The organism is Variovorax sp. P1_G12, from assembly GCF_056405555.1.
The window spans coordinates 1-26,581 of the sequence record NZ_JBFUBW010000057.1 but is presented as its reverse complement, the minus strand read 5'-3'; the positions used below and the strand labels follow the sequence as shown (position 1 = coordinate 26,581).

The 26,581-nt window shown below is 62.5% G+C and carries 27 protein-coding genes; 7 read left to right on the top strand and 20 right to left on the bottom strand.

Going from position 1 to position 26,581, the window contains the following annotated elements:
* The coding region (locus AC1D2O_RS35780; protein ID WP_478158764.1) for an IS3 family transposase at positions 1-156 on the top strand (156 nt) is incomplete at its 5' end.
* Positions 157-183: 27 nt separating this feature from the next.
* Here the strand turns inward: AC1D2O_RS35780 and AC1D2O_RS35775 are convergent.
* The 10 genes from AC1D2O_RS35775 to AC1D2O_RS35730 all read right to left on the bottom strand — a co-directional run bounded on the left by AC1D2O_RS35775 (position 184) and on the right by AC1D2O_RS35730 (position 9,125).
* Positions 184-357: a nucleoside triphosphate pyrophosphohydrolase family protein gene (locus tag AC1D2O_RS35775; RefSeq protein WP_478158761.1), complete on the bottom strand. Its 174-nt coding sequence runs from the start codon at positions 355-357 to the stop codon at positions 184-186.
* An 8-nt stretch (positions 358-365) separates the two neighbouring features.
* Positions 366-1,151 carry a hypothetical protein gene (locus AC1D2O_RS35770; RefSeq protein ID WP_478158760.1) on the bottom strand — a complete coding sequence of 262 codons (786 nt, stop codon included), beginning with the start codon at positions 1,149-1,151 and terminating at the stop codon, positions 366-368.
* Positions 1,148-1,813: a C1 family peptidase gene (locus AC1D2O_RS35765; RefSeq protein ID WP_478158759.1), complete on the bottom strand. Its 666-nt coding sequence runs from the start codon at positions 1,811-1,813 to the stop codon at positions 1,148-1,150. Before AC1D2O_RS35765 ends, AC1D2O_RS35770 begins: the two co-directional genes overlap by 4 nt.
* On the bottom strand, positions 1,810-2,799 hold the full coding sequence (locus AC1D2O_RS35760) for an ImmA/IrrE family metallo-endopeptidase (protein WP_478158758.1): 990 nt from the start codon (positions 2,797-2,799) through the stop codon (positions 1,810-1,812). Before AC1D2O_RS35760 ends, AC1D2O_RS35765 begins: the two co-directional genes overlap by 4 nt.
* Complete coding sequence (locus AC1D2O_RS35755) at positions 2,786-3,139, bottom strand: helix-turn-helix domain-containing protein (protein WP_478158757.1); 354 nt, start codon at positions 3,137-3,139, stop codon at positions 2,786-2,788. The genes AC1D2O_RS35760 and AC1D2O_RS35755 overlap by 14 nt, the downstream gene beginning before the upstream one ends.
* Positions 3,139-3,483: a hypothetical protein gene (locus AC1D2O_RS35750; RefSeq protein WP_478158756.1), complete on the bottom strand. Its 345-nt coding sequence runs from the start codon at positions 3,481-3,483 to the stop codon at positions 3,139-3,141. The genes AC1D2O_RS35755 and AC1D2O_RS35750 overlap by 1 nt, the downstream gene beginning before the upstream one ends.
* Positions 3,484-3,534: 51 nt before the next feature.
* Complete coding sequence (locus AC1D2O_RS35745; RefSeq protein ID WP_478158755.1) at positions 3,535-4,200, bottom strand: 4'-phosphopantetheinyl transferase; 666 nt, start codon at positions 4,198-4,200, stop codon at positions 3,535-3,537.
* Positions 4,201-4,300: 100 nt separating this feature from the next.
* On the bottom strand, positions 4,301-6,463 hold the full coding sequence (locus tag AC1D2O_RS35740; RefSeq protein WP_478158754.1) for a metallophosphoesterase: 2,163 nt from the start codon (positions 6,461-6,463) through the stop codon (positions 4,301-4,303).
* Positions 6,464-6,576: 113 nt separating this feature from the next.
* The gene (locus AC1D2O_RS35735; protein WP_478158753.1) at positions 6,577-7,470 is read right to left on the bottom strand and encodes a nucleoside triphosphate pyrophosphohydrolase family protein; all 894 of its coding nucleotides are present in this window, start codon (positions 7,468-7,470) and stop codon (positions 6,577-6,579) included.
* Positions 7,471-8,267: 797 nt separating this feature from the next.
* Positions 8,268-9,125, bottom strand: coding sequence for a class I SAM-dependent methyltransferase (locus AC1D2O_RS35730; protein WP_478158752.1), 858 nt, complete (start codon positions 9,123-9,125; stop codon positions 8,268-8,270).
* Positions 9,126-9,204: 79 nt separating this feature from the next.
* Between AC1D2O_RS35730 and AC1D2O_RS35725 the strand changes: the two genes are divergently transcribed.
* From AC1D2O_RS35725 to AC1D2O_RS35710, 4 genes are all read left to right on the top strand, one after another.
* Positions 9,205-9,642, top strand: coding sequence for a helix-turn-helix domain-containing protein (locus tag AC1D2O_RS35725; protein ID WP_478158763.1), 438 nt, complete (start codon positions 9,205-9,207; stop codon positions 9,640-9,642).
* A gap of 34 nt (positions 9,643-9,676) precedes the next feature.
* The gene (locus AC1D2O_RS35720; RefSeq protein ID WP_478092683.1) at positions 9,677-9,964 is read left to right on the top strand and encodes a DUF1016 N-terminal domain-containing protein; all 288 of its coding nucleotides are present in this window, start codon (positions 9,677-9,679) and stop codon (positions 9,962-9,964) included.
* 5 nt (positions 9,965-9,969) lie between these two features.
* Positions 9,970-10,305 (top strand): DUF1016 N-terminal domain-containing protein, encoded by a 336-nt coding sequence (locus tag AC1D2O_RS35715; protein ID WP_478158751.1) that lies wholly within the window; start codon positions 9,970-9,972, stop codon positions 10,303-10,305.
* Positions 10,306-10,785: 480 nt separating this feature from the next.
* On the top strand, positions 10,786-13,473 hold the full coding sequence (locus tag AC1D2O_RS35710; RefSeq protein WP_478158750.1) for a hypothetical protein: 2,688 nt from the start codon (positions 10,786-10,788) through the stop codon (positions 13,471-13,473).
* Here the strand turns inward: AC1D2O_RS35710 and AC1D2O_RS35705 are convergent.
* Together AC1D2O_RS35705 and AC1D2O_RS35700 are read right to left on the bottom strand one after the other, a co-directional pair.
* A complete protein-coding gene (locus AC1D2O_RS35705; protein ID WP_478092686.1) occupies positions 13,448-14,821 on the bottom strand; it encodes an NAD(P)-binding protein in 1,374 nt (457 codons plus the stop codon). The genes AC1D2O_RS35710 and AC1D2O_RS35705 overlap by 26 nt on opposite strands.
* Before the next feature lie 266 nt (positions 14,822-15,087).
* Positions 15,088-15,327 (bottom strand): DUF736 domain-containing protein, encoded by a 240-nt coding sequence (locus tag AC1D2O_RS35700; RefSeq protein WP_478092687.1) that lies wholly within the window; start codon positions 15,325-15,327, stop codon positions 15,088-15,090.
* Positions 15,328-15,500: 173 nt separating this feature from the next.
* Here AC1D2O_RS35700 and AC1D2O_RS35695 point away from each other — a divergent pair, with 173 nt between their 5' ends.
* Entirely contained in the window at positions 15,501-15,785 is a 285-nt protein-coding gene (locus AC1D2O_RS35695) for a DUF1016 N-terminal domain-containing protein (protein WP_478158762.1), read from the top strand.
* A gap of 311 nt (positions 15,786-16,096) precedes the next feature.
* On the opposite strand, the gene AC1D2O_RS35690 is transcribed toward AC1D2O_RS35695, so the two are convergent.
* From AC1D2O_RS35690 to AC1D2O_RS35665, 6 genes are read right to left on the bottom strand one after another with little or no spacing between them, the layout of a single operon-like run.
* On the bottom strand, positions 16,097-16,561 hold the full coding sequence (locus AC1D2O_RS35690) for a hypothetical protein (protein ID WP_478158749.1): 465 nt from the start codon (positions 16,559-16,561) through the stop codon (positions 16,097-16,099).
* Positions 16,558-20,310 (bottom strand): SNF2-related protein, encoded by a 3,753-nt coding sequence (locus AC1D2O_RS35685; RefSeq protein ID WP_477650060.1) that lies wholly within the window; start codon positions 20,308-20,310, stop codon positions 16,558-16,560. Before AC1D2O_RS35685 ends, AC1D2O_RS35690 begins: the two co-directional genes overlap by 4 nt.
* A 9-nt stretch (positions 20,311-20,319) precedes the next feature.
* A complete protein-coding gene (locus tag AC1D2O_RS35680) occupies positions 20,320-22,017 on the bottom strand; it encodes an EH signature domain-containing protein (protein ID WP_478158748.1) in 1,698 nt (565 codons plus the stop codon).
* The gene (locus AC1D2O_RS35675; protein ID WP_477650058.1) at positions 22,014-22,724 is read right to left on the bottom strand and encodes an OmpA/MotB family protein; all 711 of its coding nucleotides are present in this window, start codon (positions 22,722-22,724) and stop codon (positions 22,014-22,016) included. Before AC1D2O_RS35675 ends, AC1D2O_RS35680 begins: the two co-directional genes overlap by 4 nt.
* 3 nt (positions 22,725-22,727) lie before the next feature.
* On the bottom strand, positions 22,728-24,785 hold the full coding sequence (gene zorA, locus AC1D2O_RS35670) for an anti-phage ZorAB system protein ZorA (protein WP_478158747.1): 2,058 nt from the start codon (positions 24,783-24,785) through the stop codon (positions 22,728-22,730).
* Positions 24,782-24,988, bottom strand: coding sequence for a hypothetical protein (locus tag AC1D2O_RS35665; RefSeq protein ID WP_477650056.1), 207 nt, complete (start codon positions 24,986-24,988; stop codon positions 24,782-24,784). The genes zorA and AC1D2O_RS35665 overlap by 4 nt, the downstream gene beginning before the upstream one ends.
* Before the next feature lie 135 nt (positions 24,989-25,123).
* Here AC1D2O_RS35665 and AC1D2O_RS35660 point away from each other — a divergent pair, with 135 nt between their 5' ends.
* Entirely contained in the window at positions 25,124-25,246 is a 123-nt protein-coding gene (locus tag AC1D2O_RS35660) for a DUF1016 N-terminal domain-containing protein (protein ID WP_477650055.1), read from the top strand.
* Positions 25,247-25,621: 375 nt separating this feature from the next.
* Here the strand turns inward: AC1D2O_RS35660 and AC1D2O_RS35655 are convergent, their stop codons facing one another.
* Together AC1D2O_RS35655 and AC1D2O_RS35650 are read right to left on the bottom strand one after the other, a co-directional pair.
* Positions 25,622-26,104 (bottom strand): hypothetical protein, encoded by a 483-nt coding sequence (locus AC1D2O_RS35655; RefSeq protein ID WP_478158746.1) that lies wholly within the window; start codon positions 26,102-26,104, stop codon positions 25,622-25,624.
* A gap of 259 nt (positions 26,105-26,363) precedes the next feature.
* On the bottom strand, positions 26,364-26,581 hold a 218-nt coding region (locus AC1D2O_RS35650), incomplete at its 5' end, for an integrase core domain-containing protein (RefSeq protein WP_478158745.1).

Here is a 26,581-nt window from a genome sequence, read left to right as displayed (position 1 = left end):
GTCGAGAGGGTCTACCAGGTACGCTACGACACTCGGGCGCAGGCTCGCCTGGACATCGTGGACTGGATCGAGGGCTTCTACAACCGCGTGCGTATGCACACGGCAATCGGATACCTTGCACCTGTCGAAAGGGAACTCAGCCTCTTGGCTGCGTGACTTGGTGTACGTGGAAACGAGGCAGGGTCACTTGAATCCGTCGGTGTAAGCCGCGCCATCGCGGATGATCTTTTTTGCCTCTCCCGCCAGCGAGCCCACTTCACTCAGCAGCCCCAGCGCAGGGATATGTCGAGATCGCGCATCACTCCAATTGACGCGTGAATTCTTCGCTGCCTCCCGCTGATACTCATCAAGATGCATGATCACCTTTACCCAGYGAGCGCCCGGCGGGCGCTTTCGACAAGCGCGCTAGCCTGTTCGGGACCACCGACCGCGTCCGCATCGTACGTTGCATAGGTGGCATGGACCACCAACGGCCCAGACCGGAGCCCCAATTCGTTCGCAACGGCGGCTTGCAAAGCAGCGAGCCCTCGGTAGTTGCCAAGCGCCTTTTCAATGAAGTGCTGGCTGCGATACATCGCGGTCAGGTACAAGGTTTCGTCCTTGCCTAACTTGAAGCTCAGATGGCTCAAACACTGCGTCCCAACGCTTTTCCGTTTGTCCTTCTCTGCCTCGTACAGCTTCAGTTCTGCCACGGGCATCGTCGCATCCAACTCATAGAAGCACCGCTTGCGATTACCATGAAGTTGCTCGCGCATCTTAATAAGCATCGTCTCCAAGGGATTGAAGGGCTGCCCTTTGGAGTCGAAACGCTGTACAAGGCGAAGCGCATAGGTGCCCCAGCTATTGCCGTTGGCCGCGCGGATGTGCGGAAAGATCCTTGTCGGATACTGGAACACCTTTTCCATTCCGCCCTGTCTGTACTCCGTCATCGGGAAGATCGTCTCTGCGACAGTGATCAGAGGCTGCTGGCCTGACGCGACGAGGGCGCCATCGACAAGCCGTTCAGCTTCCCGCGACTTGTCGGTCGCGAGCGCAGGCTGCTCGATCTCTACAACAACGTTGTACGCCCGTCCCTCGTCGTTCTTTGGGTCGATTTTGGAGATGGCATCAAGCCAAGCCTCTGCTCTCGTCGTGCCGCTCGCAATGATCATGATTGGATCGCCTTAACAGATGAAAACCCAAGTAGGTTTGATTCGACATATGACGCCGGGAGCCACGCATACCCGCCAAAGCCCCATTGAAACCCCCAACTGTTCCGGATGAGGATATGTACACTCCCTGCCGACTCTCTGCTGAAGCCCGCGGCAACTACCGCGTGTGCACCAACGTAGCTTCCAGCATCCGCGATGATGTAAGAAGGTGCAGCCACGTCAAAGAACGATTCGCGCATGCGAACCGCGAGAACCACAGGCGTTCCGCTCCTCAGAGTCGAAACTAGAGCTGCGGAGGCACCTGGCGTTGAGAAGTCGGCGTCCCCATGCCAGAGGTCAGTGATTCCGTCTGGCGGAACCCAAGGCGACGGGGTAGTTTGCGAATACCGCCATTGCGATTCGGGGCATTGGCCATCGCTTCTCAACGCTTCGCCCAACGCATCAAAGGTAAGGCCACCGTTACTGCTGCCTCCGGGCATACGCCTGGAAGCCAAATGGAACAGGTGCTCGACCGACAGCGGGTCAGCCAAGCCGTGTGCATAGGTATGGCAGTCGCTAGCGGAACATGCCAAGCACGAGCTGCGCATCCCTTGATCTCGCACGCCCACCCAGTATTGCCGCAGATCAATCTCCGGCTCGATATCTCCCACAGACGAGCTCATGCCTGCTTTAACCTTGCAACCCGAGGAAGCCCTGACGACTCCTTGCCATGGAGTGAGAGCTGAAAACTGAGTGAGGCGGCCGCGTTTCCGCGCGCTTCCCATCCCCTACGCTGCTCCAGCAATAGAGTGCCTTCAACTCCACCTTGCAGGGTCGCGCGTCGGGTGGGAACAGCTCCAATTTCAAGTGGTGGCACGGGCATCTGCGTGTCCTGTTTGATGGTTAGACCCAACTTTTCGGCTGCGGAAAGGTCCCACCTGTATCCAGCGGTCGTGTGCTCCTTCAGATTCAGCACGAGCAGGTCCTCTGGCCCGCCCAGCAACGTGGCGCCGTTGTCTTGCTCGCGCACTGTCCACACATCGGCCCACCAGCTGGCTGGCTTGACATCGCCTGCGGCGACCTGCTTCGCCGCTTTCACTTCCCGGGCTCGCAGGTCGTCTCCGATCTCCGGGGAGATAAGCTTGTGGCCCTGCAGCGCCCAGCACAAGGCCTCGTAGCTGACGCCGAGGCGAAGCGATAACTGGTAAACGTATGGCTGCTGTTGCAGCTCCCTCATGGTCCACCCCTGCCTTCTAACGTGGGCGGCAATTAACCACACGGGCATCAAGAATTCCGAAGCAAACGCGTCCGCTTCGACTTCTTGAGGGTCGTACTTCCTTGCCGAGCTGCGTGCAGCGAAACCAACTTCCTTGTCAGTGCTAACGACGTGCTGGAACATGTAGTGACCAAGCTCGTGTGCCGCGGTGAATCGCTGAACTTGGAGGGGTCTCTTGGTTGTGATGATGATTCCCGCCAGACCGGGCAATGGCAGATAGGCGCCGAGAAGGCCCTCGAGCGGCCGAAAAATGACCGCCAGGCCAAGGTGATGCATGACACTCAGCACATCTATCGGAGCCTGTCCATCTGCAAGCGCCTGCTTAAGGCCCATTTGCTTGTGGAGCTCGGTCGCCTTAATGGTGCCATTCAGGACGGCGTCACGTTTTGTCACCACGGCCCTTCGACGCCTGAGCGCGCTGCATTAGAAATTCGCTGAAGCGCAGAAGCTCTTCGCGGTCCTGCGGCGAGAGCTGCTCGGCCTTTCTCGCCAGCATCTCAACCTCCTCGGGTCGCTCTTGCGCAATCTCTTCGCCGGTGAAATAGCCGACGGGTCGCTGGTACAGGCTCGCAAGAGCTTTGAGCTCAAGCGTCACTACCTTGCGCTGCCCGCTCTCCATCATGGAGACAGCCGACCGCGAGATCTTCAGGTGGTCGGCGACCTCCTGCTGAGAAAGACCGAGATACTCACGCGCGGTCTTCAGGCGCTCTGCAAGGGCAAGGCGCTCCTCCATCACGCGGGTTCCTTCTGAACGAACGGCACCACTTTGGTCTGGCTCGCCTGGTAGTGGTGCTCGCGAATCATTTCGACGACGTGCTGCGCCGCCTCCTCGGCAGACCCGTAACCGCCCTTTTTGATCCAGATCGGTTTCAGCTTGTGTCCGACCTTGTCCTCGATCATCGGAGACAGTTTCGCGACAGTCTTGGAGTCGACGGCCGGAACATCAAACACGTCGGTGTTCTCGGGCGCCGCCGGTATGTAGCTCTCGGCAGCTTGCGCTTCAATTGCCTTAACGATTTCGGCTTGAAGCGTCGGCGCTAGTGCCTCGAACTCCGCCTTGGTCAGTGCCTTCTTCATGGCGCCCTTTCGTTCGGTTTTCCAACAATGTACATGGTTTTCGTTCGAAAATCAAACAACCGGCGCCAGCGCTATGGCCAACCTAAAGTTGCCTGTAGGTCGCGCGTCGATGTAGACGCCCCTGCACGCACGGGCGACTTCTTCCTCGTGGGGACGCGGAACGAGGAAGCGGCGATCGGCTGAAAGTGCAAGCTCGACGTCGAGGAAAGACAAGTCCCGGTTACCGGTCAGCGTGCACTGACATTTAAAGAACGCTTCCTTGGCGCAAAAGGCAAAGTTGGCCGCCAGGTCGGGGTCGATTGCCCACCCAATGTCCATGATCGCGTCCAGCTCCCAAGGCTGGGCGATGGTGGGCGCGACGGCCAACGTAATACGGCGCGCGTCATCAAGGTCTACACCCAGCGATCGAAATTTGCTGGAGGAGCCCACAGCCGCAGCCGCCCAACCGCCCGCATGGGCAATGCTGCCCACCAATCCACCAGGAAAAACTGGCTCGTCGAACTGCCCTACCGACAGCGGACCCAATACCCCAGGAGCGATGCCGCCCGCAGCCAGCCGCACCGCGCCCCTGCCGGCGGCGAACTCAAGCTGCCTGGCGACGCTTTCGCCGGCGACAAGCACGCGCTCCTCAGGCAAGGCGCTAGCTGCGCTTGCACTGAACCGCGCGACGCAAATGCTTGCATCGTGCCAAACGAAGATTTCCTGATGCGTGGTCAACGAACGCGCCCCCCGCTCATTGATCTACCAACTGAAACCCGCCCCTCACCAAAAATTCCACCCCGCGCGGAATCTCGGCAAGACGGGTTCAGTTCGGTGCTCAACGCGACGGCTCCCCACCAAGCGCCTTTCGGCTCAGGTCGGTTGCCCTAGCCAAGCAGCTTTCCATCACGCGCAGCCAGCCCTCCGCGCCATTCAAATCAACGGGCTTCTTCTCCGCGTGGCGAGCCAGCTCGTCCAGAACGTCGGCAAGCTCGCCGCTCGCGCCGCCAGAACCGCCATTCCCGGCCCTGAGATACGCAGCCAGCCGATCCAAACCGTCAATTGCAACGACGGGCCCCCCATCGTGGGCGGGACGATGCGCAGACTGCTGCAGCGTCTTTAACTCATCCAGCCATTCCCTGCCTACAGCCTCGCTCCTGCCCTCTAGCTTTCCCGCCTGCATAGCGCTTGCCAGGATGAAGAACTTCTCGGGCGCCTGATCAAGCCAGCGATCAACCAGTGGCATTGCTGCATGCGTCGGCGACGGCGCATCATCTGCACGCGCATCGGCCGTCATCGTTGTGACGCGCCCGGGGCGCGCTCGAACGCCGCCGGCGATGACCTGCAGCTGCAGATGTCGGAGCTCGGCCACGTTAATGGGCCACCACTGACTCATCTCCTGCGCCCTGTAGTAGCCAATTGCGTCGATGAACACGCCTCCCCTAGCGTCCTGCCGTCTCATGAATTGAACCATGCAGAACGACGCGAACTCTTGCCGCTTGGGCTCTTCAATGAAATCTAGTCGTGGGTCAACAAGGAACGCGATCGCTCTGCTGGTGTTGCGATCCTTCAGCAACTTCGTCACCCGCGCCATCTGATCCATGTTGCCGCCATACTTGAGAAGACGGTTGCCATGAATGTAGGGGATGCGCCCCTGCAACTGCGAGTCGCGGCGCTGCCACCATTCGACCAAATCGCGCAGCCAGCCCTTGCGCTCCTGCTCAGCTGCAATAGTTGGGTAACCGCGCGGCAACACGCCCACCGGCGCATCAGCTGCCAGGTCCAGTTCCACCACCAGCGGTAGCCCTTTGGCATCGCCTCCAGCACACGCGCGTACCTTGGCGTAGACCTCATCGAGGTCCGTTCCCCTGATCAACGCCAACGCGCCTGCAGGGGCGCTGTCTGCGTAGTCCCACAGCCGCAGCTCCGGGCTCTCCCTTGTCTCCAGCGGCAAGCCCGCCTGCGGAACCGCAAACGTACTGACCCGAACCGATGGCGTCCATGGAAGGCCCTCAAGCCGCACACAGCTGGCTGCGTCCCCCGCATCGATGTCGCTAAACGTGCCACCGGACAGCACCAGCGTCTTGCGGGGTGGAGCGTCAGGAGCACTCCTCGACTCGATGTAGTCAAAGTACTGTCGTGAGACGTGCTTGTGCCCATGGAACACAACGCGCACATCCAGCTCGCGCAGCTGCGCACGAAGCGCCTCCAGCGGAAAAAGATCGGGCGTCGACTTGAACTCCAGACGCATGCTTGGATTCCTGAGGTGGTGATGCAGCGCGACCATCCGCAGTTGCCTGCCGTGCTCAGGTTTCGGCAGCCGCTCAACCATGTCCCGAATGCGTTCGAACTGCGCGCGCGAGATGTGCGCAGCGTCGTGTCGCAGAAGATCGTGCAGCGCCGTCTTGATCGCGTCCTGCGCCTCCTTCGAAGCAACCGCCGCCGCCGGCAGGTGGTCCCAAACTTCCCGCAAGGCTTCAGGAACGGCCGCGTCGACGTGAGACCAGTTGCATGAGTTAACCGCCAGCACCGCCCACGAATGGTCTTCCGCGGTCAGCACGTGCCGCGACACGTCGACCGCGGCTGGGTCAACGCCATCAAGCCACGGTGTGATGCATCCCGCATCACGCCAGACCGAAACGAAATCGCTATAGCGTTCTGGGCTTCCTGGTGCGGATCCTCGTGGCACATCGTGATTGCCGGGCACCGCGAGAATCCTGTTTGCAGCGAGATCGAAGCGCTCCCTCACCAGATCCAGCAGCGCTCGGTTGCCGCCCTCCTTGCCGCGCAAAAGCGCGTCGCCCGAGAAAATGACGCCGTCAAGCGCCTCACCGCGACTGCGCATACTTTGCGCGATCCGCTTGATCAGCAGGTGGAACACCTCCTCCCTCGAGTGCTCGTCGATGGGAATGTCCAGCTTCTTGTCGTATGGCTGGTAGTCGCCACCGCCCAAGACAATATGACTGTCGGTGATGTGCAGAAGCCGCACCGGGTTGCTCATTCAACTCTCCGCAATTTCGTTTCGGGACCAGCTAGCGCGCGTGGCCACCTTCTCGACCGCTTACGCTGCCCGCTGCCGCACCAGTGGCTTGCAGGCACGCACCTGCGCATGCGTCATGCACCGGGGGAGTAGACAAGCGTTTGCGCATCGAGGTCGCCAATCAAGCGCCCGTGCGGCTGCGCCTTAACCTGCCTCCACACCTCAAACGCATTGAGGATGGCGCGATTCCACTCGCCCATCGTCCGGCAGCTGACTTCCAGATGCGATGTCAGTTGCGCAATGAGTTGCAGCAACTGGATGCTGACGCTATGCACGTTCTCATAGTTCGAGTTCTTACGAGCCTCGTTGAAAATCAACGCCGCAATCGCTTCGTCAATCACGGCGGCTCGGCCTCCGTCTTGAATCTCGTCGATGTCCTTGTCGCTTCGTCGCTTGCAATCGAAAAATGCCTTGCCACGCAGCACCGGCGACCAGCACAAATGCGCGACGAACGCGAGGTGAAACATGTCGTGAAACCGATACCCATCCTCGACGGCCGCGTTGTCGGTCAGCGGATCGCCGAACGCGCCGTCTTGGTATGTGAGCTGTAGCACCTTGGTGCCCTTGGGGTCTTCGCGCTCGGCCGACGAGACCTCGATCTCGAACCGGCGCGGAAAGCGCTCGTTGGGCGGGTACTTCGCGTCGAGCACGGCGCCCATCTTGTGAGGCGGGGCACCCCACAGGCTGGCGGTCTTCTTCAAGTTCAACTCTGCGATCTGCTCAAGCGAAAAGTTGTTCTTGTTCGCAATGTTCGCGATGTACCACAGCAGGTCGCCCAGGGTTTCGCCGATGTGCTGATTAAACGCCTGATACGCCGCACCGTCGCGCACGTACCGCAGGTACTCGGTTGCCAGCGCACCAGACCGGCCAGCCAAGCCCAGCACCGACGTTAGCCAGGCCGTCGTCTCGTCCTTCTCGACCGTCTGGTCCGTGCTATTGGCCTGGCGCTGGTATTCGTTGAGTTCCATCGTTGCCTTCTTGCGTTAACGATCGTGGCTAGAGAGTGAACCTGACAACATCGACAACCACGACGCGCGCTAAGAAAGCGAGATGAGCAGATGTGACCCGGATCCAGAACGGCACGCCAACCGGCGCACGCCCGGCTGACTCATCTCACAACCCGAGCGCGTCCGAATCTACGGCAAAACGGACTCACCGTCTGTGAACTACTACCCTCATTGCACGGTTCATGTGCATCGCTAGTGTCCCTCGCCGTCTTGCGGCGGCGCCGACCCACCATAACAAGGCATTTTGGCTACTGACGTTATGGAAGGTTAGCAGGTTGGTGCCGCCCACGTGCTGCCCGACTCCACTGCACTGCCTGCAATTAGCTGCGTGCTACGTGTCTCATCGAGCGAAGTCGAGCCGGCCAGGCGCTTGCATAAGTACGTGCCGAATCGCGCGCTGCCGACAGCAGAAAGGCATCGCCGTAGGAGAGGCGAGTGGGTTCTCGCCCTCAATGGATAGCCAGAACGCGCTGCGGGCAACAATGAAGACTTGACCCGATTCGGCCGCGGGAACTTGACCGCCCAGTCACCACCGGCCTAGAGACCGCCTGAAGCGACCGTGCGGGCATTGACGAGATCGGTCATTGATGTGCATTACGGTTCTTGATGCACACGATCGCAGTGCGCACCGACCAGCCGATACTGCACACCGTCGGTCAGGGAAAACAGAGGGTACTGAGGAGACGCTTACCCCTCTCCGCATGCGTTCCGGATTTCACCGCGTAGTCAGCTGGCCCCAATCGGCCCGGCGGCACAGATCACGCAGGCACCGCTCGAGCGCCTACCATCCAGCAGGCCGCCGTAAACCGAACTTCATCCCCATACACATAGGAGTCAAAGGCGGCGCGCACCGTCTCGATGATCTGCGTGCGAGTCCGGTCGTCCGCCTCTTGGAGGATCAGGCCGACGGGACCGAGCCGGGTCAGGTAGCCGACCAGCTCTTTCTCGGGCAGGGTGCAGGCCACATCGATCGGGCGGATATCGATCTCGGCCCACCCGCTCTCCTCCAGGATGGTGTGGACCCGCTGCCGGTCGGCGAAGGCGAACTGCCCCGGCGCGCCCGGCCGGCGGGCGGGGAGGTTCGGCAGCAGCGGTGCCGCGCTGCGCTCGGCGGTCGTCATGAACGGATTTTCCGCGGCACTCCGCCAGGCGATGAAGCGCAGCTCGGCGCCATCCCTTGCGGCACGCCGCAGGTTCGCAAAGGCTCTGGCAGGGTCGTCGAAGAACATCACGCCAAGGCGCGAAATGATCATGTCGAAGCTTGCAGGCTCGAACGCCTGGGTCTGCGCGTCGGCGCGGATGAAGCGGGCCGGCGTGTCTATTTCCCGTTCGGCGCGGGCCCGGGCGGCGGCGATCATCGGCTTCGAAATGTCGATGCCGATGCAGTGGCCCTTGGCGCCGAGCCGCCGCGCCACGGCGAGCGTCGTGCTGCCCGTGCCGCAGCCGACGTCGAGCACCCGCTGCCCGGACCCGGCGCGGACCGCTTCGACGAGCCGGTCTTCGAGCGGCTTGAACATCTGGTCGAGCACCTGCTGTGCGTCGACCCAGGCGCGTCCGGCGCGGCCGTTCCAAAGCGCGGTCTGCTCGTTGTCGGTCTGGTGGTGCGAGACATCCATGATCGTTTTCCTTTTTTTGCTTGCCCTCAAGAGGCGGGAGCTAGACTGTGCAACTTCAAGTCGACTTGAGGTCAAGAGGGTGAGACATCTGGACATCGCCGAGGTGGCGCAGCAATCCGGCGTTCCCGCATCCACGCTGCGGTTCTATGACGAAAAGGGGCTGATCGCCTCCACCGGCAGGCGCGGGCTGCGCCGCCTGTTCGATCCCGGCGTGCTGGAACGGCTGGCGCTGATCGCGCTGGGGCGCGCCGCCGGCTTCTCGCTCGACGAGATCGCGCGCATGTTCGCGCCCGAGGGCCAGCCGCGCATCGACCGCCAGATGCTCGCGGCCAAGGCGGAGGAACTCGACCGGACGATCCGCAAACTGAGCGCCATGCGCGACGGCCTGCGGCACGCCGCTGCCTGCCCGGCGCCTAGCCATATGGAATGCCCTACCTTTCGGCGCATCGTGCGGGCTGCGGGGTCTGGGGGTGTGGGGGTGGGGAGGAAGAGGATTCCGATGGCATCTGGGGATTAGGTCCAGGCATGTTGTCGTCGACGTCATCGGCACGATGGCGAACTCAGCACCCGCCAAGCTTCATGGAACCGAGCACCCTGCTGAACAGCAGCAGCGGCTACCGCCAACTCCGCAACAGACCTCCGACACCTGGACCCAGGGCCGGGTGCGGGCGGTGCAGGCCGTCAACGCCCAGCTCGTCGAGACCTACTGGCAGGTGGCCGCCACATCGTCAAGTTCGAAGAGGCCGCAGGTGCGCGCCGAGTACGGCAAGGCGCTGACCGACACCCTGGCCGCGACCTCGGCCTGCGCCACGGCAAGGGCTTCCGCCGCAGCAACCTGATCCGCTTGCGCCAGTTCTACCTGACCTATCCCGACCTGGCAACGAAAGGTGCGACGCTGTCGCACCCATTGACCTGGTCGCACATCGTCGAGTGTCTGAAGATCGACGACCCGCTGGAGCGGGGCTTCCATGAACAGCAGGCGCTGCGCGAACGCTGGTCGGTGCGCGAGTGGGTCCGGCAAAAGAACAGTGCGCTCTTCCTGCGCCTGGCGCCAGCCAGGACAAGGCCGGCATCCTGCAACTGGCCAAGGCAGGGCCAAATTGTCGATCGGCACCCAGGATGGAATCCCGAGGCGGCTCGCAACAAGGACATGGGAAACAGATCTGCCAGGCTACCTTGAACCCGCTGCGCCGCACAGTTTGAATTTTCTGGAGGGTTTTTCACCCATCTTTGAATTCTCCGGGCCGCGCGGACGGGGGACGAGCCGCCGGCGGGCTCAGGGCGCGAACAGCCGTTCTGGGCCCGTTGCAGACCTCGCCGGGTTCAGCAGGAACGGCAGGTCCCCGCCATCAAGCGGTCGGAGCCTGGAAGTCGGCTTTCGCTGCATGGTGGACAAAGCCGTCATAGCGGAGCCAGCAGATTCAAGCCATCGTTGAACGGGGCCGCTAGGACAGGGCGTGGCGGCACCAAAATCGAAGGCATGAGAAATGCTCCACCTCCATACGTCAACGCCATCTTCGGGAACCTGGCCGAAAACTCGTCAGCGGTCCAAATCTATGCGCCGGGCCATGTGCCAGTGGTTGCGGAAGTGTTTGCGCCCTCGCCCACCGCACAACCGTTCTCCGCGGACTGGTTGCTGTTTCATCAGCAGAGAGTCCCGTTGCTCGCGCGCGAACAGGAGCTCGCGGAACTGCAAGGTTTTCTGGGCGCTGACACGCCGTTTTGCTGGTGGGCCGTCCATGGGCCTGCCGGGGCCGGAAAGAGCAGGCTGGCGTTCGAACTCCTGCGGTGCAATGCCGCATGGCAAGGCGGCTTCGTCCCGGCCTTCCAACAGACGACCGGCGCCATGAGCAATTGGACACCTACCGCGGACACCTTGTGGGTGCTGGACTACGCGTCGGCCGGAAAGGCCCTGATAGATGTTCTTGTCGCCTTCTCTTCCCGCTTTCAACGAGGGCCTCATCGCGTCCGGCTGCTCCTGCTCGATCGTGCCGCAAGCACGCAAACCACGTGGTGGCCTGCACTCTTCGAGCAGGCGGGGCGTTCGGCCCCGCTCTTGCGACAGACCCTGTTCAAGGATCCACTGTCCCTGGAACCGCTGGGCCCGCGCAGCCCGGAACTGCTGGCCAGCTGGCTTCAGGCCGCGGGATGGAGCGCAGACCTAGCCCATGCAAGGTCCTCGGAGGTGGAAACCGATGCGCTGCTGCGCGCGACGGATGGCGGTCGGCCGCTGTTCGTTGCCATGGTAGCGGCGGCGCTATGGAACGAGATGCCGGCAAAGGATGTTCGGCAGCTGCTGCCCAATGGCAGCCTGGACCTGTGGCTCAAGCGGGAACTGCGCCTCCTGCACGACGCCGTGGACGATGCGGAGTTCGCCGCCCTCAGCCGGCTGCTCACGGCGGCCACCCTTGCAGGAGGCCTGCCATGGGCGGAAATGCCCGAGCCGCCGCCCGATGGCATCGACCACGAGCTGTTGCGTCGCGAGATCGAGCGCCACAACCAGAAGTTGCTCCAGTCGCTGTCGGACATGACGCAATGGCCCGCCGCGCTCAACGGCTTGCTGAAACTGGAACGGCACGGCGTGAGCAAGGCCACCCGGTGGGCACTGCGGCCGGACGCGCTTGGCGAGCGCCTGCTGCATCACATGCTGTCCGAATCGATCACGGAGCCTTCGCTGGCACGGGTCCTGCCAGTTCCAAGCCCGGCGCAGCTGTCCCGTCTGGTCCACGGCGCGTCCCGGTTGGGTGCGGGGCACCTGGAGGTCCTGGCGCGGCTGGACGAGGAGGACGCCTTGCTGGCGCTGCGCGCCTTGGCGCGGCACGAGGAGTCAGAGATGGCCGCCGTGATGCGCAGGGCGCGCTTGATCGCACGGATGCGCCGCATGCCGATGCCCCCCCAGTTCCTGGCCTTGCTGAGCGCGGACCTGTGGAAGGCGCGGCATGACCCGATCATTGAGGAGCTTGCGCACCTGATGCACGGCCTGTCGAAGGTCACCAGCAGCGCCGATCCGGCGCTTCGGATTGCGCTTGAGCGTCTCGTCACGGTTTCACAGGACGACGGCCAGGCCGCCCGGCTGCTCTGGCTGGTACCGTTCATGGTGGCCATCGCCGACCTCAAGGGGGTCGCCCTGTATGCGGTGCTTTCTTGGCTGGCCTCATGGGCTGGTTTGGAGAAGGCGACGACTGCGCGAGAGGTGATCCTGACGCTCGAAGTCTTCGATGCGGTTACCAATCACGTCTGGCCGCAGGTGCGCGACCCGCAGGGCATGGTCGACCTATCCCGATTCGATGACGGCTTGCGGTCAGCGAACCTGCCGGAGGCGTTTTCCGACGTGTATCGGCGCTGTGTGCAAGCGAGCGCGCGGCTGTGGCCCGGCCTGGGAGACGAGCAGAAAGAGGAGATCAGCCAGCGCCTGTCCACGACGGCGACGAACGCCAGCTACGTCCTGTTGTCGGGTGGTGCCGCGCCGGAGCCGGCACGGCGTGCCTGGCTCGAAGCCGCAGCCCTGATATCGCGCAACGGGCAGCCCTGGGCGGCGCGTGCGAAGGACGTTAGATCCATTTTCCAGTGCCGGCGTAACTATCTTGCGGCCCTGTCAGCGCTTGACGATGACCGAGAACGCCTTCTGCAAAGCCGGCTTCAGTTCGCGCAAGGATGCGCAGACAGGGGCGCCAAGCGGGAATCGGTGGAATTGCTCAGCGACGGGATCCGTGTGGCTGCGCGCCAGCGCGACCTGCAGGCGATGGGCCGGTTGATGGCCGCCATGATCCAGCACCGTGCCGCGCTGCCCACGGCCTCGGGGCTCCTGAGACAGGACAACATCAGCCATTTCGAGATGCTGGACGGATTGCTGGCCGATGGACGCATCGACGATGCCGTCGAGTTCACCGGAATGTACATTCGTCTGGCATTCGCGTTGCCGGCGGGCGTGGAAGACGGCACGTTGGGGGCACTGGCGGAGCGCCTTGCCGTGCGTGCGCTCGAAGCGGGCCACGGCCCTGCACTGGCAGGCCTGGTCACCGGGATCGAGGACGCGTTGGAAGCGACCGGCGAACATCCGGCCGTCGACACCGAGAGAGCCATCGTTCAGGCCATGATGCGCGCGCACGGCGTCGCGCTGGATCGAGGGTACGTCCTGCCCTGGCGGCACATCCACGCCGAAATCGCGAGTGATCAACCGCAGCTGAAGCAACAGATTGAGGAAATGTATGAGCGACGCCTGGGACTGCCACCGCAGACCCGATGGCTGTTGTTCATCTGGCTGCAGAACGTCGACCGCAAGTGGCTCTCCACCTGGACGCGCGATGGCGAGACCGAGATGCTCATCGAGCTGAATAGACCTGCGTGACGACCGCGCCTGCGCCAACGTTCCCGCCGATGACGTTGATGCCTCCCGCGACCACCGCGCGATGATCGTGAGGTTGCGCTTCCTGCGGAGGGCCCGTCTCCTGCGCCTGCGGGGACGGCGCCTGCAAGCCGGCGGCTCGCATTGCCTGTTTCGCCCATTGCCGGGTCGAGTCAGACAGGACCGGGTCAACCGGACGGCTGCCGAGGGCGGCACCATGCACGTCGCGCCAGCGCGCGAACTCGTCCGCAAACGGCCGCTGCACGCTCTGCGTGTCCGGCCCGAAGCGCAGCAGCCGCAAGCTCGGCTTGAAATGCTGTCCGTCGGCCAAATCGACGGCATCCGAGTCGGCTTCGAGGTGGCGGACCGGCACGCCGGTCACCGTGGCAATGCACCCGCGCGCATAGGTCTCGTCCGCGTCGATGGCCAGAAATGCGACGAGTCGGTTCAGCAGCGCAGTTTCGCGGCGCAGCAACTGCGCATGGTGCGTGTGAAGGATGATGCGCCCCTTCGGGCGCAGCATGTCCCGCACCTCGCGAATCAGGTGGTTCCCCACGACCGGCTTGAGCTGCCGGCGATAGGCGTCTAGGAGATCGAATGACGGATCGGACCATGCCAAGTCATCCAGCGCGCGCAGGAGCGGCAGAAGCGCCGCGGTGTCCGCATGCTCAAGCACCCGCGTTAGGATGACCTCGTGCGTCAATCCCTTGAAGGCCGCCAGTGCGAAGTCGGCCAACCCGCCATCTCCGTTTCCGGAGATGAACACGAGATCGTCATCGACCTGTGACAGAAAGCGGGCAGGCAGGGGCGAAGGCGACCAGTACGAGGGATTTCTCAGCGACGCGCGTCGTTCGTACCCGAAGCCGATGCACAGGACCACGCTCTCGTACTCGTCGGGCAGTGGGGTACCTTCGACCACCAGACGCAGATCCGGTCCCACCGACTGTAGGCCATCGACGCGCGAGCTTGTCCGAACCTCCAGCCTTGTGCGCCGGCATACCTCCTCGAACTGGGAATGCAGGTCGGCGGCCACGCCGTCCGCGGTGCCCGCGGCCCAGTCCATCAATGGCAGGCCCGCGCGCGGTTGCAGGGCGCTGTCAACGGGCCAGTCGAAGATGTGGGGATGCACATAGCGGTCGCGGGCACCCGACTGCAGATGAAGCACCTCATCCTGCCCCTCGAAGATGACGACGCGCAGTTCTGGGGCTGCCACCGCGAGCATCGCCGCCAGCGTCAATCCGCCGATGCCGGCACCGACGACTGCGACTCGACCCGACTCCCGAACGGCGCGCGAGTCGAGGAGGTGGCGCGCGAGCTCGATGGCCCGAACCTGTTGCGAATAGATCGTCACCCGCGATTCGAGGCACCCCAAAAGGTACACGGGGGGGGTGCCGGGAACCCTCGCGCGTGAAACGTCGGCAGACATGTCTGGATGGATGGAAGTCAAGGGGTGCTCAGGTCGGTGCGTTGCCCAAGTCTAGTCGCGCAGAGCGGCATGACGGCCCCGCTTCTCAAGTAGGTGTCGAGGAAGCGCGACGCAGCCGCCCGGAGGACGACACGATCCCCTCCCGTGCGCCAGCCCCCCGCCCTCGCGGCGGAGGCGCCGGACGATGAGGATCAGTAGCCCTTGCAGCGCGTCCGGATCAGGATGTGCGTGCCGTCCTCGCCATCGACGAGGCGGGCATAGATCGTGGCCGGGAAGGACGGATCGTCCAGGGTCACCGACAGGAAGGGCCGGGCCGCCTTGCTGACCTCCTCCACGCCCGCGCCGATTTCCAGGCCACTGCTAGAGACGATGCGACAGTCCAGGGCGCTGTCGCTCGCCTTGTTGCTGGAAAGCGGACTTCGCTCAGTCAAGTCCGGATGTCCGCTTATGGGCCGTGAGCCGTCTCAGCATACCGACCCACGATTGCCCACTGAGACTTGTCCTCCCGACGGAAGGTTCAAGACCTGGGGAGATGCTCAGAAAAGATCTTGCTGTGAGGTTGTCAGGGCCATGAAATTCTCTCCCATCGGCTGGAGGATGGACGCTGTCGCACCAATTGACCTGGTCGCACATCGTCGAGCTGCTGAAAATCGACGACCCGCTGGAGCGGGGCTTCTATGAACAGCAGGCGCTGTGCGAACGCTGGTCGGTGCGCGAGTTGGTCCGGCAAAAGGACAGTGCGCTCTTCCTGCGCCTGGCGCCAGCCAGGACAAGGCCGGCATCCTGCAACTGGCCAAGGCAGGGCCAAGTTGTCGATCGGCACCCAGGATGGAATCCCGAGGCGGCTCGCAACAAGGACTTGGGAAACAGATCTGCCAGGCTACTTTGAACCCGCTGCGCCGCACAGTTTGAATTTTCTGGAGGGTTTTTCACCCATCTTTGAATTCTCCGGGCCGCGCGGACGGGGGACGAGCCGCCGGCGGGCCCAGGGCGCGAACAGCCGTTCTGGGCCCCAAAGCCGGCATCCCGGGTGCTCGAAAGCGGCCGTTCAGGCAACTACTGCAGGACGCCTCGAGCGACGTCCAATGTTTCTCTCAGTTCTCCTTCGTATACGGCAAGGCGTCTTAGAAGTCCGAGGCATTGCCTCCGATTCAGTGGACTAGCAGCCCCGGGGCGACTCTACCGAAGACTCGTGGCTGCCTAGCGCATCCAGTCGCCGAGCTGCATGTCGAGCGTGAGACCTCGTCCAGCCAATACCTCTTTCAGAATGGAGAGGTCGCTGTGCGAGCTTTGCAGCAGTTCCAGGACCTTCCCCTCTGTGAGGCCGATGATGTCCCCAATTCTTCTGAGGCCATGGTCATTTAAGGCCTTGAGCACGTTCGCCGGCAGCTCTTCCAATTCTGAGGATGGCCGGTACAAAATCGGGTCAAAGCACAACCCGTCTCCGCCGCCGATGTCTGGCATCCCCATGGTGCATACGTCGTCGTCGTCGAAGAACAACGCGACACAATGGCCCTGCGACCTATGCTGCTCGAACTCGGTCGTGTTGTTGACGGCAAATACATCTGTCCTGCAGGTCTCGCAGTGGCGCACGGCGGAGTCGTCCCCCTCCTTCAGTTCAATCCACTGCTGGGAACAGATGAAGCTCAATTTGCAATTGTTCATGTGGGTTCCTGCCACTCGGCATACAGCATCTTCTCGACCTCGAGCATCGTGACAATGTGCCGCTCGAGAAGTCCGGCCAGGTGCGTCTGGTCGAGCAGCTCCACCGAATTCAGCGCCGCGTTCTCTTGAGCCTGCCGGTTGAAGAACTGGTTGGTAATGCAGACTTTGTCGAACTCAACGGACGGGTGCCGACGTTTGTAGAACGCTTCACCGCCCACGACCTCCTTGACCGCGTCCCAGTTCAGCGCAGCCCCGTCGGTGCCGCTCGTCTTTGCCTGCACAAGTTGGCCTTTGCCGGCGACCAACGCGACGACGTCCACGCCGTTGTCGTTGCTGCCAGGCGTTCGATAGCAGTCGTATCCGCGCTTGGTCCACAACACGCCAGCGAGGCACTCGAAGTGCTGCCATCCCATGCGCAGTGCCATGTCGAGGCTGACACGCTCGTCGATGTCCTTGGCATCTGCGGCCGGAACGACATCAGCCAGGTTGAAATCGCCCGGACTCACATCCCCCGAACCGTTGAGCATGTCTTCAGCGAGTCCGCGCTTGTAGGCAAGCAGCAGGTCCAGCTTGACGTCGAACGTCATGAAATCGTCAGCGCAGACGACCGGGTAGTAAACGTACACGTCCTTCTTCTGCCCGATGCGGTAGGCCCGGTCTGTCGCCTGGTCTTCTTTGGCAGGGTTCCAAGTGCGGGTGTAGTGGACAACGTGGTTTGCGGCCTGGATGTTCACGCCAAAACCCACGGCCACTGGAGACAGGATGAGGATGCCAAAGCCGTTCAGGGACTGGAAGGCCTTGATGCGCTTCTGGCGGCTTGCCGTGTGGCTGGCCGATGCGCTGGTGTCCCCGTTGATGATGTCGGGCTTGAAGCCGAGCTCGGCCTCGATGTAGTGCTGCAGCAGTCGCTGGATTTCCCGGAACTCGCAGAAGACGATGACCTTCTCGCCCTGCTTCTGGATGAGCTTCAGCTGCGTTAAGAGCCAGTCGAGCTTCGGCGCCTTGTCCCGGTACTGCTTTGAAGGCTCCGGCTTGAAGACGTTCAGCCCATGCGGTCGAGGGTCCGTGCAGACCAGGCGCAAGTAGTGCAAGAGCCCGAGGTGGTTCTTGAACGGGGTCGGGTGGTTCGGGTCGCCACGCTTCTTGAAGCTCTCGATGGCCTTGGCGTACAGGTTGCGCTGCGCGTTCGACAGGGGCAAATTGCGGCAGGCGTCCACGACGATTTTCTTCGGCAGGTCCGTGGCGACGTCAGCTTTCATGCGCCGCAGGATTTGGGGAGCGATGCGCGCACGCAGCTCCTCCACCCGGGCCTTCTCTTCGTCGGTCTTCGCCTCGATGGGCTTCCGGTATCTCTGCCCGAAATCGTTGAGCGCTCCCAGCAGGCCCGGCTGCACATAGTCGAAGAGGCACCACATGTCAGCCAGGGTGTTCTCGACCGGCGTACCCGTGCAGGCAATCTTGAAGGCGACGTTCTGCTTCTTGGCAGCACGCGTGACCATGGCCGCGGGGTTCTTGATGCGCTGTGCTTCGTCGCAGACCATCAGCGACCACTTTTGGGCGGCAAAGGAAAACTCGAGGTCCCGTAGCGTTTCGTAGGTGGTGAGGACCACCTTGGCGTTGCCCACCCAGTTCGGGCGGAGGAACTTGACCAGGCCATCGTCGGCCTGCAAACGCTGGTCAACCTGGGCGCGAGGCACGCGCAGGGTCGAAAGCTTCTCACCGTACGCGGTAAGCAGTGGGAGCGCACCGTCCTGGAAGAACTTGTTCGCCTCGTCCGCCCAGTTCTCGAGCAACGAGACCGGCGCCACCACCAGCATCGGCTCGATGTTCGGGTCGCGCTCGATGAGGTATGCCATCAAGGCCAGCAGCTGGAAGGTTTTCCCGAGCCCCATGTCGTCGCCGAGCACGGCGCCGCGAACCTGGTAGTCGCTCTGCAGGCTGTAGAGGTGCTGCATCCACGCCAGGCCGGCGCGCTGGTGCGGCATCAGCGAGAACTCTGGGCGGATGCTCTTGGGCATCCTCGGCTCCGTCGGCACGGACTCGAGAGCCTCGCGTCGAAGCTCTTCGTACTCCAGCGATTGGATATTGGCCCGCAGAACGAGCTGCTTCTTCGGCCCGACGGTAGTGTTCTTTGCCGCCTTGTATTGCCTGGCGGGGTCGAAGCTCCCGGCCTCGAGGTCGGCGAAGACTTTCTTGAACGTTTCGACGATGACTGCTGCCTCGTCGAGTGTTACCGCCTGAGGCAACCCGGACACCTTCACAGTGGTCTCACCGGCGACTTGGGCTGCCTTCACCGACTTCTCAAGCTGTTCGATAGCCGCCTGACTGGTCGGTACGGCGATAGGCTCCGCTGCCCCGGCAGGCTGGTAGACCACCACCGGAAAGACGTTCTCGGGGAACCATCCCTCACCTTCGTTCTTTTGGGCGATGTAGGGCGAGTGATACGGCTTCTCGACTCCGATGCCTTCAACCCGGGAGCTGTAGCCACTCAGGTCATGAACCTGCGCGTAGGAGACAAGGGTCGGGGGTGCAAGCCTGCGCTCAAGAGCCGCCTTTAGCTCGTCATGGTGGCGTTGCGCGTCGCCCTGCATCTCGAGGTCATAGCCTTGCCAAGCGACGAGCTGGTAGTTGAGGGCAAGCGCCTTGTGCAGAGCACGAACGAAGGAGCCGAGCGCTGCGTCATCAAGCCATTGCGTTTCCGACGTCGAGGGGCCGGTGGAACTTGCCGTCTCGATGAGCAGGCCAACGCGCAGAGGGTAGCCAGAGGCATCGCGTTCGTAGGTGGGCGTGAACCTCTCGTAGGTGAGCCCGGCATCCTCGCGTGCCTTCTCGAACTGCGACTCGACGATGACGTCAACAGCGTCGTCGCCAAGGGTGGCGTACGGGTTCAGCAGAAACGCCTGCGCACGCGTGCCGGCGACACGCCGGGCCTCCAGGCGTTTGATTTCTTGCAGGACAGTGCGGACCTTCGGCGTGACCAGAACCTGGACGATGCCCTCCATGGTGACGATGTCGTAGCGGTCCTTGACCTCGCGGCTGCGGTCGAACGCCTCCAGCCAATCGGCGGGAGCGCCCTCGAAACCAGGCTCGATTTCGACTACACGGTCGTCGCCGACATCGGCCGAGCGGCGCAGGCCAATCTCGAGCTTCTCCGGCGTCAGGACGACGGAGCGGTAGAGAAAATCATCCAGGCGGGCACCTGCCTGCAAGGCGAGCTTGCGTATCCGGCCCCACGCTTGGCGGTGCGCCAAGTCGTTGTGCTCTTCGGCCGGTCGCCGAGCGAAGCTGACGACCTCCTTGAAGAGCTTCCACTGCTCGGGGCGCATCAGCTCCGCACGGTCGTCGCGGGTCATGAGCGGGCCCATGAGCTCCCAGTCGAACGCGGCTCCGTCTTCGCTGTGCCAGCCAGAGATGGCGACCGAAAAGTCATCGTCGGTGAGCGAGTTGCTGCTCCGAAGAGATGGTTTGGCTTCAGTCGCGCGCGGAACCGAAAGCACGTCCGGAAGAGAGGCATAGGCCGGCTGCGACATTGCCGAGAAGAGCGCGTCCCAGCCCAGCACATAGCCGTCTGGCGTCTCAATGGCCAAGCCATCGTCGGACAGCTGAGTCAGAAAGCCGCCGACCATGGGGTCCAGGAGCGGCACGCCGCCCTGCCCGGCTCCGCGCGACAAGACCACCCCCGCCAGCGACCAGCGTCGCCGCCAGTCCGCATCTTTGCCACCGCCACTCTTCTTGAACAACTGGAACATTTGTCTCCCTTACTTCCACCAGCCCTTGCCAGGCTTGTGTTGGAAGCCCCATCGGGTAAGCATTTTTGTGATGTGTTCGTAGGTCGCGTCCGTACGCACCCAGAGGCTTCCGCCTTGGGGCGTCTTGTCTTCAACCTGCAGGCCTTGCCGGCTTGCGAACTTGTTAAGCGCCGACCGCGTGTACGGCTGCGAAAGGTCGGCGGCCGCGCTGTACGCGGTGTCGCGTTCTCGGGCCTTCAGTACTTGCGAGGTGGGAGATGCAGCACGCGCAGGCCCCGGCACTCTGGTGACGTGTGGCACGGCCGCGCCGGGTTCGATGCCGAACTCCTTGCGCAGCGTCGCCTCGAACATGTGCTCCCACTTGTCCCAGTTGTGGATGCCGTCCTGGTGGCTGAGCCAAAGGATGCTTTGGGCCTTCTGCTTAAGCGAGTTGTCAGCGTCACCCGCCAGGCGAAGGTCTTCGGACGTGTCGAAGGGCAGGCTCTTGCGCGCGTCGTATCCGTATAGAGCGTTGCCCAGGCCGCTGAATTCGACGGCGACCAAGTTGCCCATGGTCATGATAAACGCGTTGTTTGTTCCAGACGCTTCGAGCTTGCAGATGAGGCCGGTCATCTTTTTGCGCAGGGTGATGAAATCACGGTCACGCGCATTCCGGGCCGTCGAGCCCAGAGCAAACTCGATGTGGTCGATGGCCTTGACGTATCGCTTCCAGAACTCCATGCGCCGGCGGTCGCCCATGCCGTCTTCAGCCAGTTTGGTGAAGAAGGTCTCGATGAACTCCAGCTTGAGCCAGTCCGCGACCATCGTCCGAGCGCCCGGGACGACGCCGCCCCAGCGAGTTTCGTTCGACGGGAGCCATGGGTTGCCCCACCAGAGCACGGACGAGTCCCGCAGCCCCTGGTGAAGATGCGCGCCCGGCACTTTTACGTAGCGGTCGAGCAGCATGATTAGGCCGCGGTCCCTCAGCACATCATTGTTGGCAAGGAGTTCAAGCAGTCGCGGCACGAGAGCCTGGAACTGCGCGTTGCCGAGCTGCGTGGCGCCTCGAATTTGCGCGAGAACCAATTCCCGAAGGAACCAAGAGGCCTTGGCGATACCAAGCTCTTCGCAGAGATGGTCGATGGCACCGACATCACCCTTCAAAAGGGCATCGACGTACGGGTCGCAAGGCCGTTCGCCGAACAGCTGCTGATTCCCGATGGCAGTCGCAACCCAATCGGGATTGGCCTGCTTGTCACGGATGAGGCCATTCTTGTCGCGAAGATAGTCCCGCAGCATCTTCCAGTTATTTCGCGCTGCCGGCGGAGCTGACACGCCCAGTGCGTCGTAGGTGAAGTAGCTCTTGACCAGGCCTTGATAGCAGCGACGGAACGCACTGGGGCGCACCGACCAGCCGTCTACGCCGTCCAGAACCGCTTGGAAGCGAGGCCGGTCTTCGAGCACGCAGGAGCCGCTTGGCCGGTGCGGCAGACAAAGGCCCCAGGATAGCAGGTACGCGTCACGGAACGATGCAACTTCCTGGCTTTGCCAGAAGCGCCGAACTGCTTCCAGCTGCAGGTCCTCGGAGAGCGCCCGGCCCCCGTTTCCTTTGGTGCGCGCCTGCATCCGCGTCAGCACGGTGTCGATGTTCGACGACACCGTCATCGCCCGTGCGCCTTCCTCGGTGCCGGGGCGCAGCAGCGATGCGAGGTGGTCGAGCGGGCTCATCGCAGAGCACACTCGCCAAAGTTACCGGACTGGGGCATCGCCGAGGCCCGGTGCTCGCCCATGCCGAGGAACTCCATGCGCATCTCGACGCGCCGACTTTCTTCGTCGGTGTCCTTGGCTGCGTTGAACGAATACCCGCCGACCAGGAACAGGCTTCGGACGTCTTCCTTCTGCTGGTCCGAGAGCAAGTTGGCGCCACCCATGGCGAACATCGTGCACAGGACGCGCTGGCTACGCTGGAGGCTGAGATTCAGGTTGCTCAGGTAGGAGCCGGTCTTGTCGGTGTAGCCTTCGACGACCACGCGCTTGAGTACCTTTTTTCCCAGATCGTCATTCGCCAGCGTGAGAATCTCCGGGACGAACTGCCGCAGCACGCTTTCCTGGTCAGTTGCGAGGTTGGACTTCCCGAAGGCAAACCGGGCGCGGTCGCCGAAGTCGATGACGCGCCGCTCCTTGTCGACTTTGATGCCGTCGTACCGCTTGGCAGCCTCAGTGAAGCGTTCGAGGATGAGCTCGATGTCTTTGCGGTGCTGCTCTTCTGCTTTCTCACGCTCGGTGACGTTCTTCGTGACCGCAAGCAGGGCCACGCCCATGACCACGAGGAACAGAACCATGAGCGCGGTCATGAGGTCGGCGAACGAAATCCAGAACGGCTTCTCTGCCTCGTCCCGGCCCCCGCGTTTGAGAACTATCTTGGCGCCAATCATTGGTTACACCCGCGCCGGCTTCATGTTTCCCATGGCCGCGAGCGTCACCTCAAGCTCCTGTACGCCGGACGACAGCAGACCGACTGCACCGCTCAGCTTGTTGTGGAACTCAGTGTTGGCCTTCTCGAGGGTTCGTTTCACCTCGGTGGCGAACGTCGTGTGCGCCTCGCCGAGCACACGGCTCACGCCGGTCAAGTATTCGTCAGCCTGCTTCTGCGCCGCTCCCAGCCGGGTCGCGGAGCTCTCGATGCGAGCGAGGACGTCGCCGGTGAGGGATGCTTCCTTGCGAGCAAGCTCCACCGTTGCACGCAGCTCGGAGACCAACTGACCAACGGCGTCCCGCTGTGTTTTGTAGTCGCGGAGAAGCTCTTGGAGCGCAGCGGAGCCCGTCGTCAGGGCACCGGACGTCTCGGACAGCTTTGCCGTCACGTTGACTGCCTGCCCCATCACGCTGCTCACGCGCTCGCCGGCAGCCGCGAAGTTGCGGGACGCCGTACCAAGTTGCTCTGCGCCCGCGTTCATCTTGTCGACGGAAGAACTGGTGGTATGGGTAAGCACTGCGACGTTCTGGGCCATCTGCGCGGATGCGGCGCTCATCTCTTTGATGGCCGCCTCGACGGACTCAGACATGCTGCTGACAGCGCTCCTCGCCCGGTCGGTCATTGACTGCTCGCGTGAGCGATTGCCCTCGAAGACCTGCGCTTGCGACTCGCTGAGCGTGGCCAACATGCCGGCGACCTGGGTGCCAATGGTCTCCAACGTGGCCTGCAGCTTGGTGTTGGTCTCGGATTGCGACGATGCGACCAACTGGCGGATTTGTTCGACGAACGCGGTCGACTGCGCATTCATTGCCTCCTGCCGGGCTTCCATCTTTTCGATGGCTTGCGCCATCCGCTCAGCCATCGCGTCAGTGGAGCGGCGGCTCGACTCTTCGATGTTGGAGACGAGTGTTTGTAGGGTGCCCACGGCCTCCTGAATGCTCTTCGCCGTCTGCTGGTTGAGGTCGCTGAGTCCGGAAATCTGGCCGCCGAACAGGTCGTTCAAGCGCTGGCTGAAACTGGCCATGACGTCTTGCAGCATCCGGGCGGCCGTGGCGCTCTGGTCGCCGCTGGCCGACTTCACGGTGTTGGCGATGTCCTGCAGCGGACCCTGCAAACTCTGCTGAATGCTCTCGGCGATGGTGACGCCCAGCGCTTGGTTGTCCTGCCGGGTCGCTTCGACCTGCTCTTTGGAGGTCTGAGCGAGGCGCTCGGCAAGGTGAAGCTGCGACTCCTTCGCGGAGGTGATTTGTGCTGTGGTGAGCTCGCGAAGGAGTTCGCCCAACTCCTTGACCAGCGCGTCTTTCAGGATTTTCGACTGGCTTGCCGAGTCCTCCGATGCCCGCACCAGGCGCGACAGGTACTCCTCGCCTGCGCCCGCATCGAAACGGGCGTCGATTGCATGCGCAATCTCTTCCGTGCGGCGGTACAGGGACGCCAGCAGCAGCTTCTCGACAAAGGTGACGACCATGGCCGCAGCGATGGCCGTTGCCGAAATCAGAAAAGCTTCGCCCACCGTGTGCATCAGTGACTCAAGGCTGGCCCGAACCGTGGCCGCGTTCTCGCTCACCTGGAAGGCGCGCAGGCCCTCGATGAGTCCGCTGAATGTGCCGATGATGCCGATGCCAGTGAACAGGCCTGGCAGGTGCTTGAAGAATTCCGTGCGCAGCCGGCTGTCGACAACGAACTGGCTGTTGAAGTAAAGCTCGGACGGCACCGTCGCGCGAATGGCGACGGTCGTCAGCTGACCGTCGCGCTCTTCACGCTGAACGTGGAGGGAGTCCTGGTACTCCTTCCAGAGGTGCGAGAGGCGCTTGTCCTTGGCGAAGACCTTCTTGAATTCAGAAGCGAAATTCTTCGACTCGAATTTCTTGATGCGCCGCTGTATCGACGACAGGCGAAACCAATGCAGCACGCCTGGCGCGAGGAAGACGACGAAAAAGATGAGGACCAGCACGGCGAGCACGCCGCCGGTAGCCAGGACTGGGGTCGGAGTGGTCGCCAGGATTGATTGGTAGTTCACTTGGAGAGGCCTCCCGCCTGTGTCTTGTTCTCGGTTGTTCCCACAGGCGCTGCCTCGAGCCTGTGCTCTTCGCAGTACGCGAAGAGCAGCGTTTCGAGCATGTTGGTCTGCGACCGTCGTTCACCGGCGGCCGCCGCTTCCAGCAGACGTTTGAAGCGGGGCGACACACGGAAGCTCACGGAGACGTTCTTTCCTTCGGGCATGGCAGCACTTTTCTCTTGTATAGAGCTCCACCATACATGTGTGCAAACGTTTCAGGAAGGTAACTATTCACGAATGGCTCGTAGGCCGCCAAGGAGAAACCCGAGCCTGCCGCTGCCTACCCGGCGCCTAGCCATATGGAATGCCCGCACCCATTGACCTGGTCGCACATCGTCGAACTGCTGAAGATCGACGACCCGCTGGAGCGGGGCTTCTATGAACAGCAGGCGATGCGCGAACGCTGGTCGGTGCGCGAGTAGGTCCGGCAAAACGACAGTGCGCTATTCCTGCGCCTGGCGCCAGCCAGGACAAGGCCGGCATCCTGCAACTGGCCAAGGCAGGGCCAGGTTGTCGATCGGCACCCAGGATGGAATCCCGAGGCGGCTCGCAACAAGGGGGAAACAGATCTGCCAAGCTACCTTGAACCCGCTGCGCCGCACAGTTTGAATTTTCGGGAGGGTTTTTCACCCATCTTTGAATTCTCCGGGCCGCGCGGACGGGGGACGAGTCGCCGGCGGGCCCAGGGCGTGAACAGCCGTTCTGGGCCCGAACCGAACATCCAAGCTTGCAGATTCAACGCCACAAAGCAGTCGACGGACGCGCCGCTGCACACGCGGGTTTCAGGCAGCAAACGCCTAGTTCGCGCCTGAGAAGGGATAGCGACTTCCTGCCGGCTTGATGGGCCGAGGCATAGGCACTGTGGTACTTTGAGTCTCTTGGACAACAGTTTCTTGCGTCGCGTCGGCGCCCAGGTAGGCAACGCGCGCGGTGCTCGTGTGCTTTCCAATCTCCAGGGTAATCGTGACCGGAGTACGCGCCGACAAGTTCGTTTGCTTCGCCACTACGAGGATTTCGTTTCCCGCGGCTGAAAGGCGGGCCACGTTCTCATCAGGCAACTTCACCACGTAAACGAGATCAAGCCGCTCGTGACCGGCAACTCGGTACTCGCACTGCACGCTGCTCGGGCAATTGGGTCGAGCGTTGTCCACGGGCGTCTCTCCACCGGCCCGCACGCTCGAGATCTTGACCTTCACGTTCGCATAACCGACGCCGCGCACCGGAGGCAACTCCAGGGACGATGACTGTACCCCGTCCGGGGTCAGCAACTGGAGATGCACGGCAGTCTCATCGCTTTTCGATCCCTCCGAGGCTGATCGAAAAATACTGGGCGTTGTGACCGGCCTTGCTTTTACAGAAGGTTGAACAGCGCTTGGCAACGCAACGACTGGCTTGAAGGGCTGGCTCGCAGGCGAAGCTGTTAATTCCTCAGGCGCGAGAACATCGCTTGCTGGTTCGCTGCTTCCACCGCCACAGCCCAAAAAAACGGGCAGGACTGCGAGGGCGATCTGACCCTGCCTCGTTTCCACGTACACCAAGTCACGCAGCCAAGAGGCTGAGTTCCCTTTCGACAGGTGCAAGGTATCCGATTGCCGTGTGCATACGCACGCGGTTGTAGAAGCCCTCGATCCAGTCCACGATGTCCAGGCGAGCCTGCGCCCGAGTGTCGTAGCGTACCTGGTAGACCCTCTCGACTTTCAGCGTCTTGAAGAAGCTCTCCATGGCTGCGTTGTCCCAGCAGTCGGCCTTTCTGCTCA

Coding starts and splice junctions, on each gene's coding strand:
- AC1D2O_RS35775 (WP_478158761.1), bottom strand. CDS start 357: ATGCATCTTGATGAGTATCAGCGGGAGGCAGCGAAGAATTCACGCGTC.
- AC1D2O_RS35765 (WP_478158759.1), bottom strand. CDS start 1,813: ATGAGCTCGTCTGTGGGAGATATCGAGCCGGAGATTGATCTGCGGCAA.
- AC1D2O_RS35755 (WP_478158757.1), bottom strand. CDS start 3,139: ATGGAGGAGCGCCTTGCCCTTGCAGAGCGCCTGAAGACCGCGCGTGAG.
- AC1D2O_RS35750 (WP_478158756.1), bottom strand. CDS start 3,483: ATGAAGAAGGCACTGACCAAGGCGGAGTTCGAGGCACTAGCGCCGACG.
- AC1D2O_RS35740 (WP_478158754.1), bottom strand. CDS start 6,463: ATGAGCAACCCGGTGCGGCTTCTGCACATCACCGACAGTCATATTGTC.
- AC1D2O_RS35735 (WP_478158753.1), bottom strand. CDS start 7,470: ATGGAACTCAACGAATACCAGCGCCAGGCCAATAGCACGGACCAGACG.
- AC1D2O_RS35730 (WP_478158752.1), bottom strand. CDS start 9,125: ATGGATGTCTCGCACCACCAGACCGACAACGAGCAGACCGCGCTTTGG.
- AC1D2O_RS35720 (WP_478092683.1), top strand. CDS start 9,677: ATGGCGAACTCAGCACCCGCCAAGCTTCATGGAACCGAGCACCCTGCT.
- AC1D2O_RS35690 (WP_478158749.1), bottom strand. CDS start 16,561: ATGAACAATTGCAAATTGAGCTTCATCTGTTCCCAGCAGTGGATTGAA.
- AC1D2O_RS35685 (WP_477650060.1), bottom strand. CDS start 20,310: ATGTTCCAGTTGTTCAAGAAGAGTGGCGGTGGCAAAGATGCGGACTGG.
- AC1D2O_RS35680 (WP_478158748.1), bottom strand. CDS start 22,017: ATGAGCCCGCTCGACCACCTCGCATCGCTGCTGCGCCCCGGCACCGAG.
- AC1D2O_RS35675 (WP_477650058.1), bottom strand. CDS start 22,724: ATGATTGGCGCCAAGATAGTTCTCAAACGCGGGGGCCGGGACGAGGCA.
- AC1D2O_RS35665 (WP_477650056.1), bottom strand. CDS start 24,988: ATGCCCGAAGGAAAGAACGTCTCCGTGAGCTTCCGTGTGTCGCCCCGC.
- AC1D2O_RS35660 (WP_477650055.1), top strand. CDS start 25,124: ATGGAATGCCCGCACCCATTGACCTGGTCGCACATCGTCGAACTGCTG.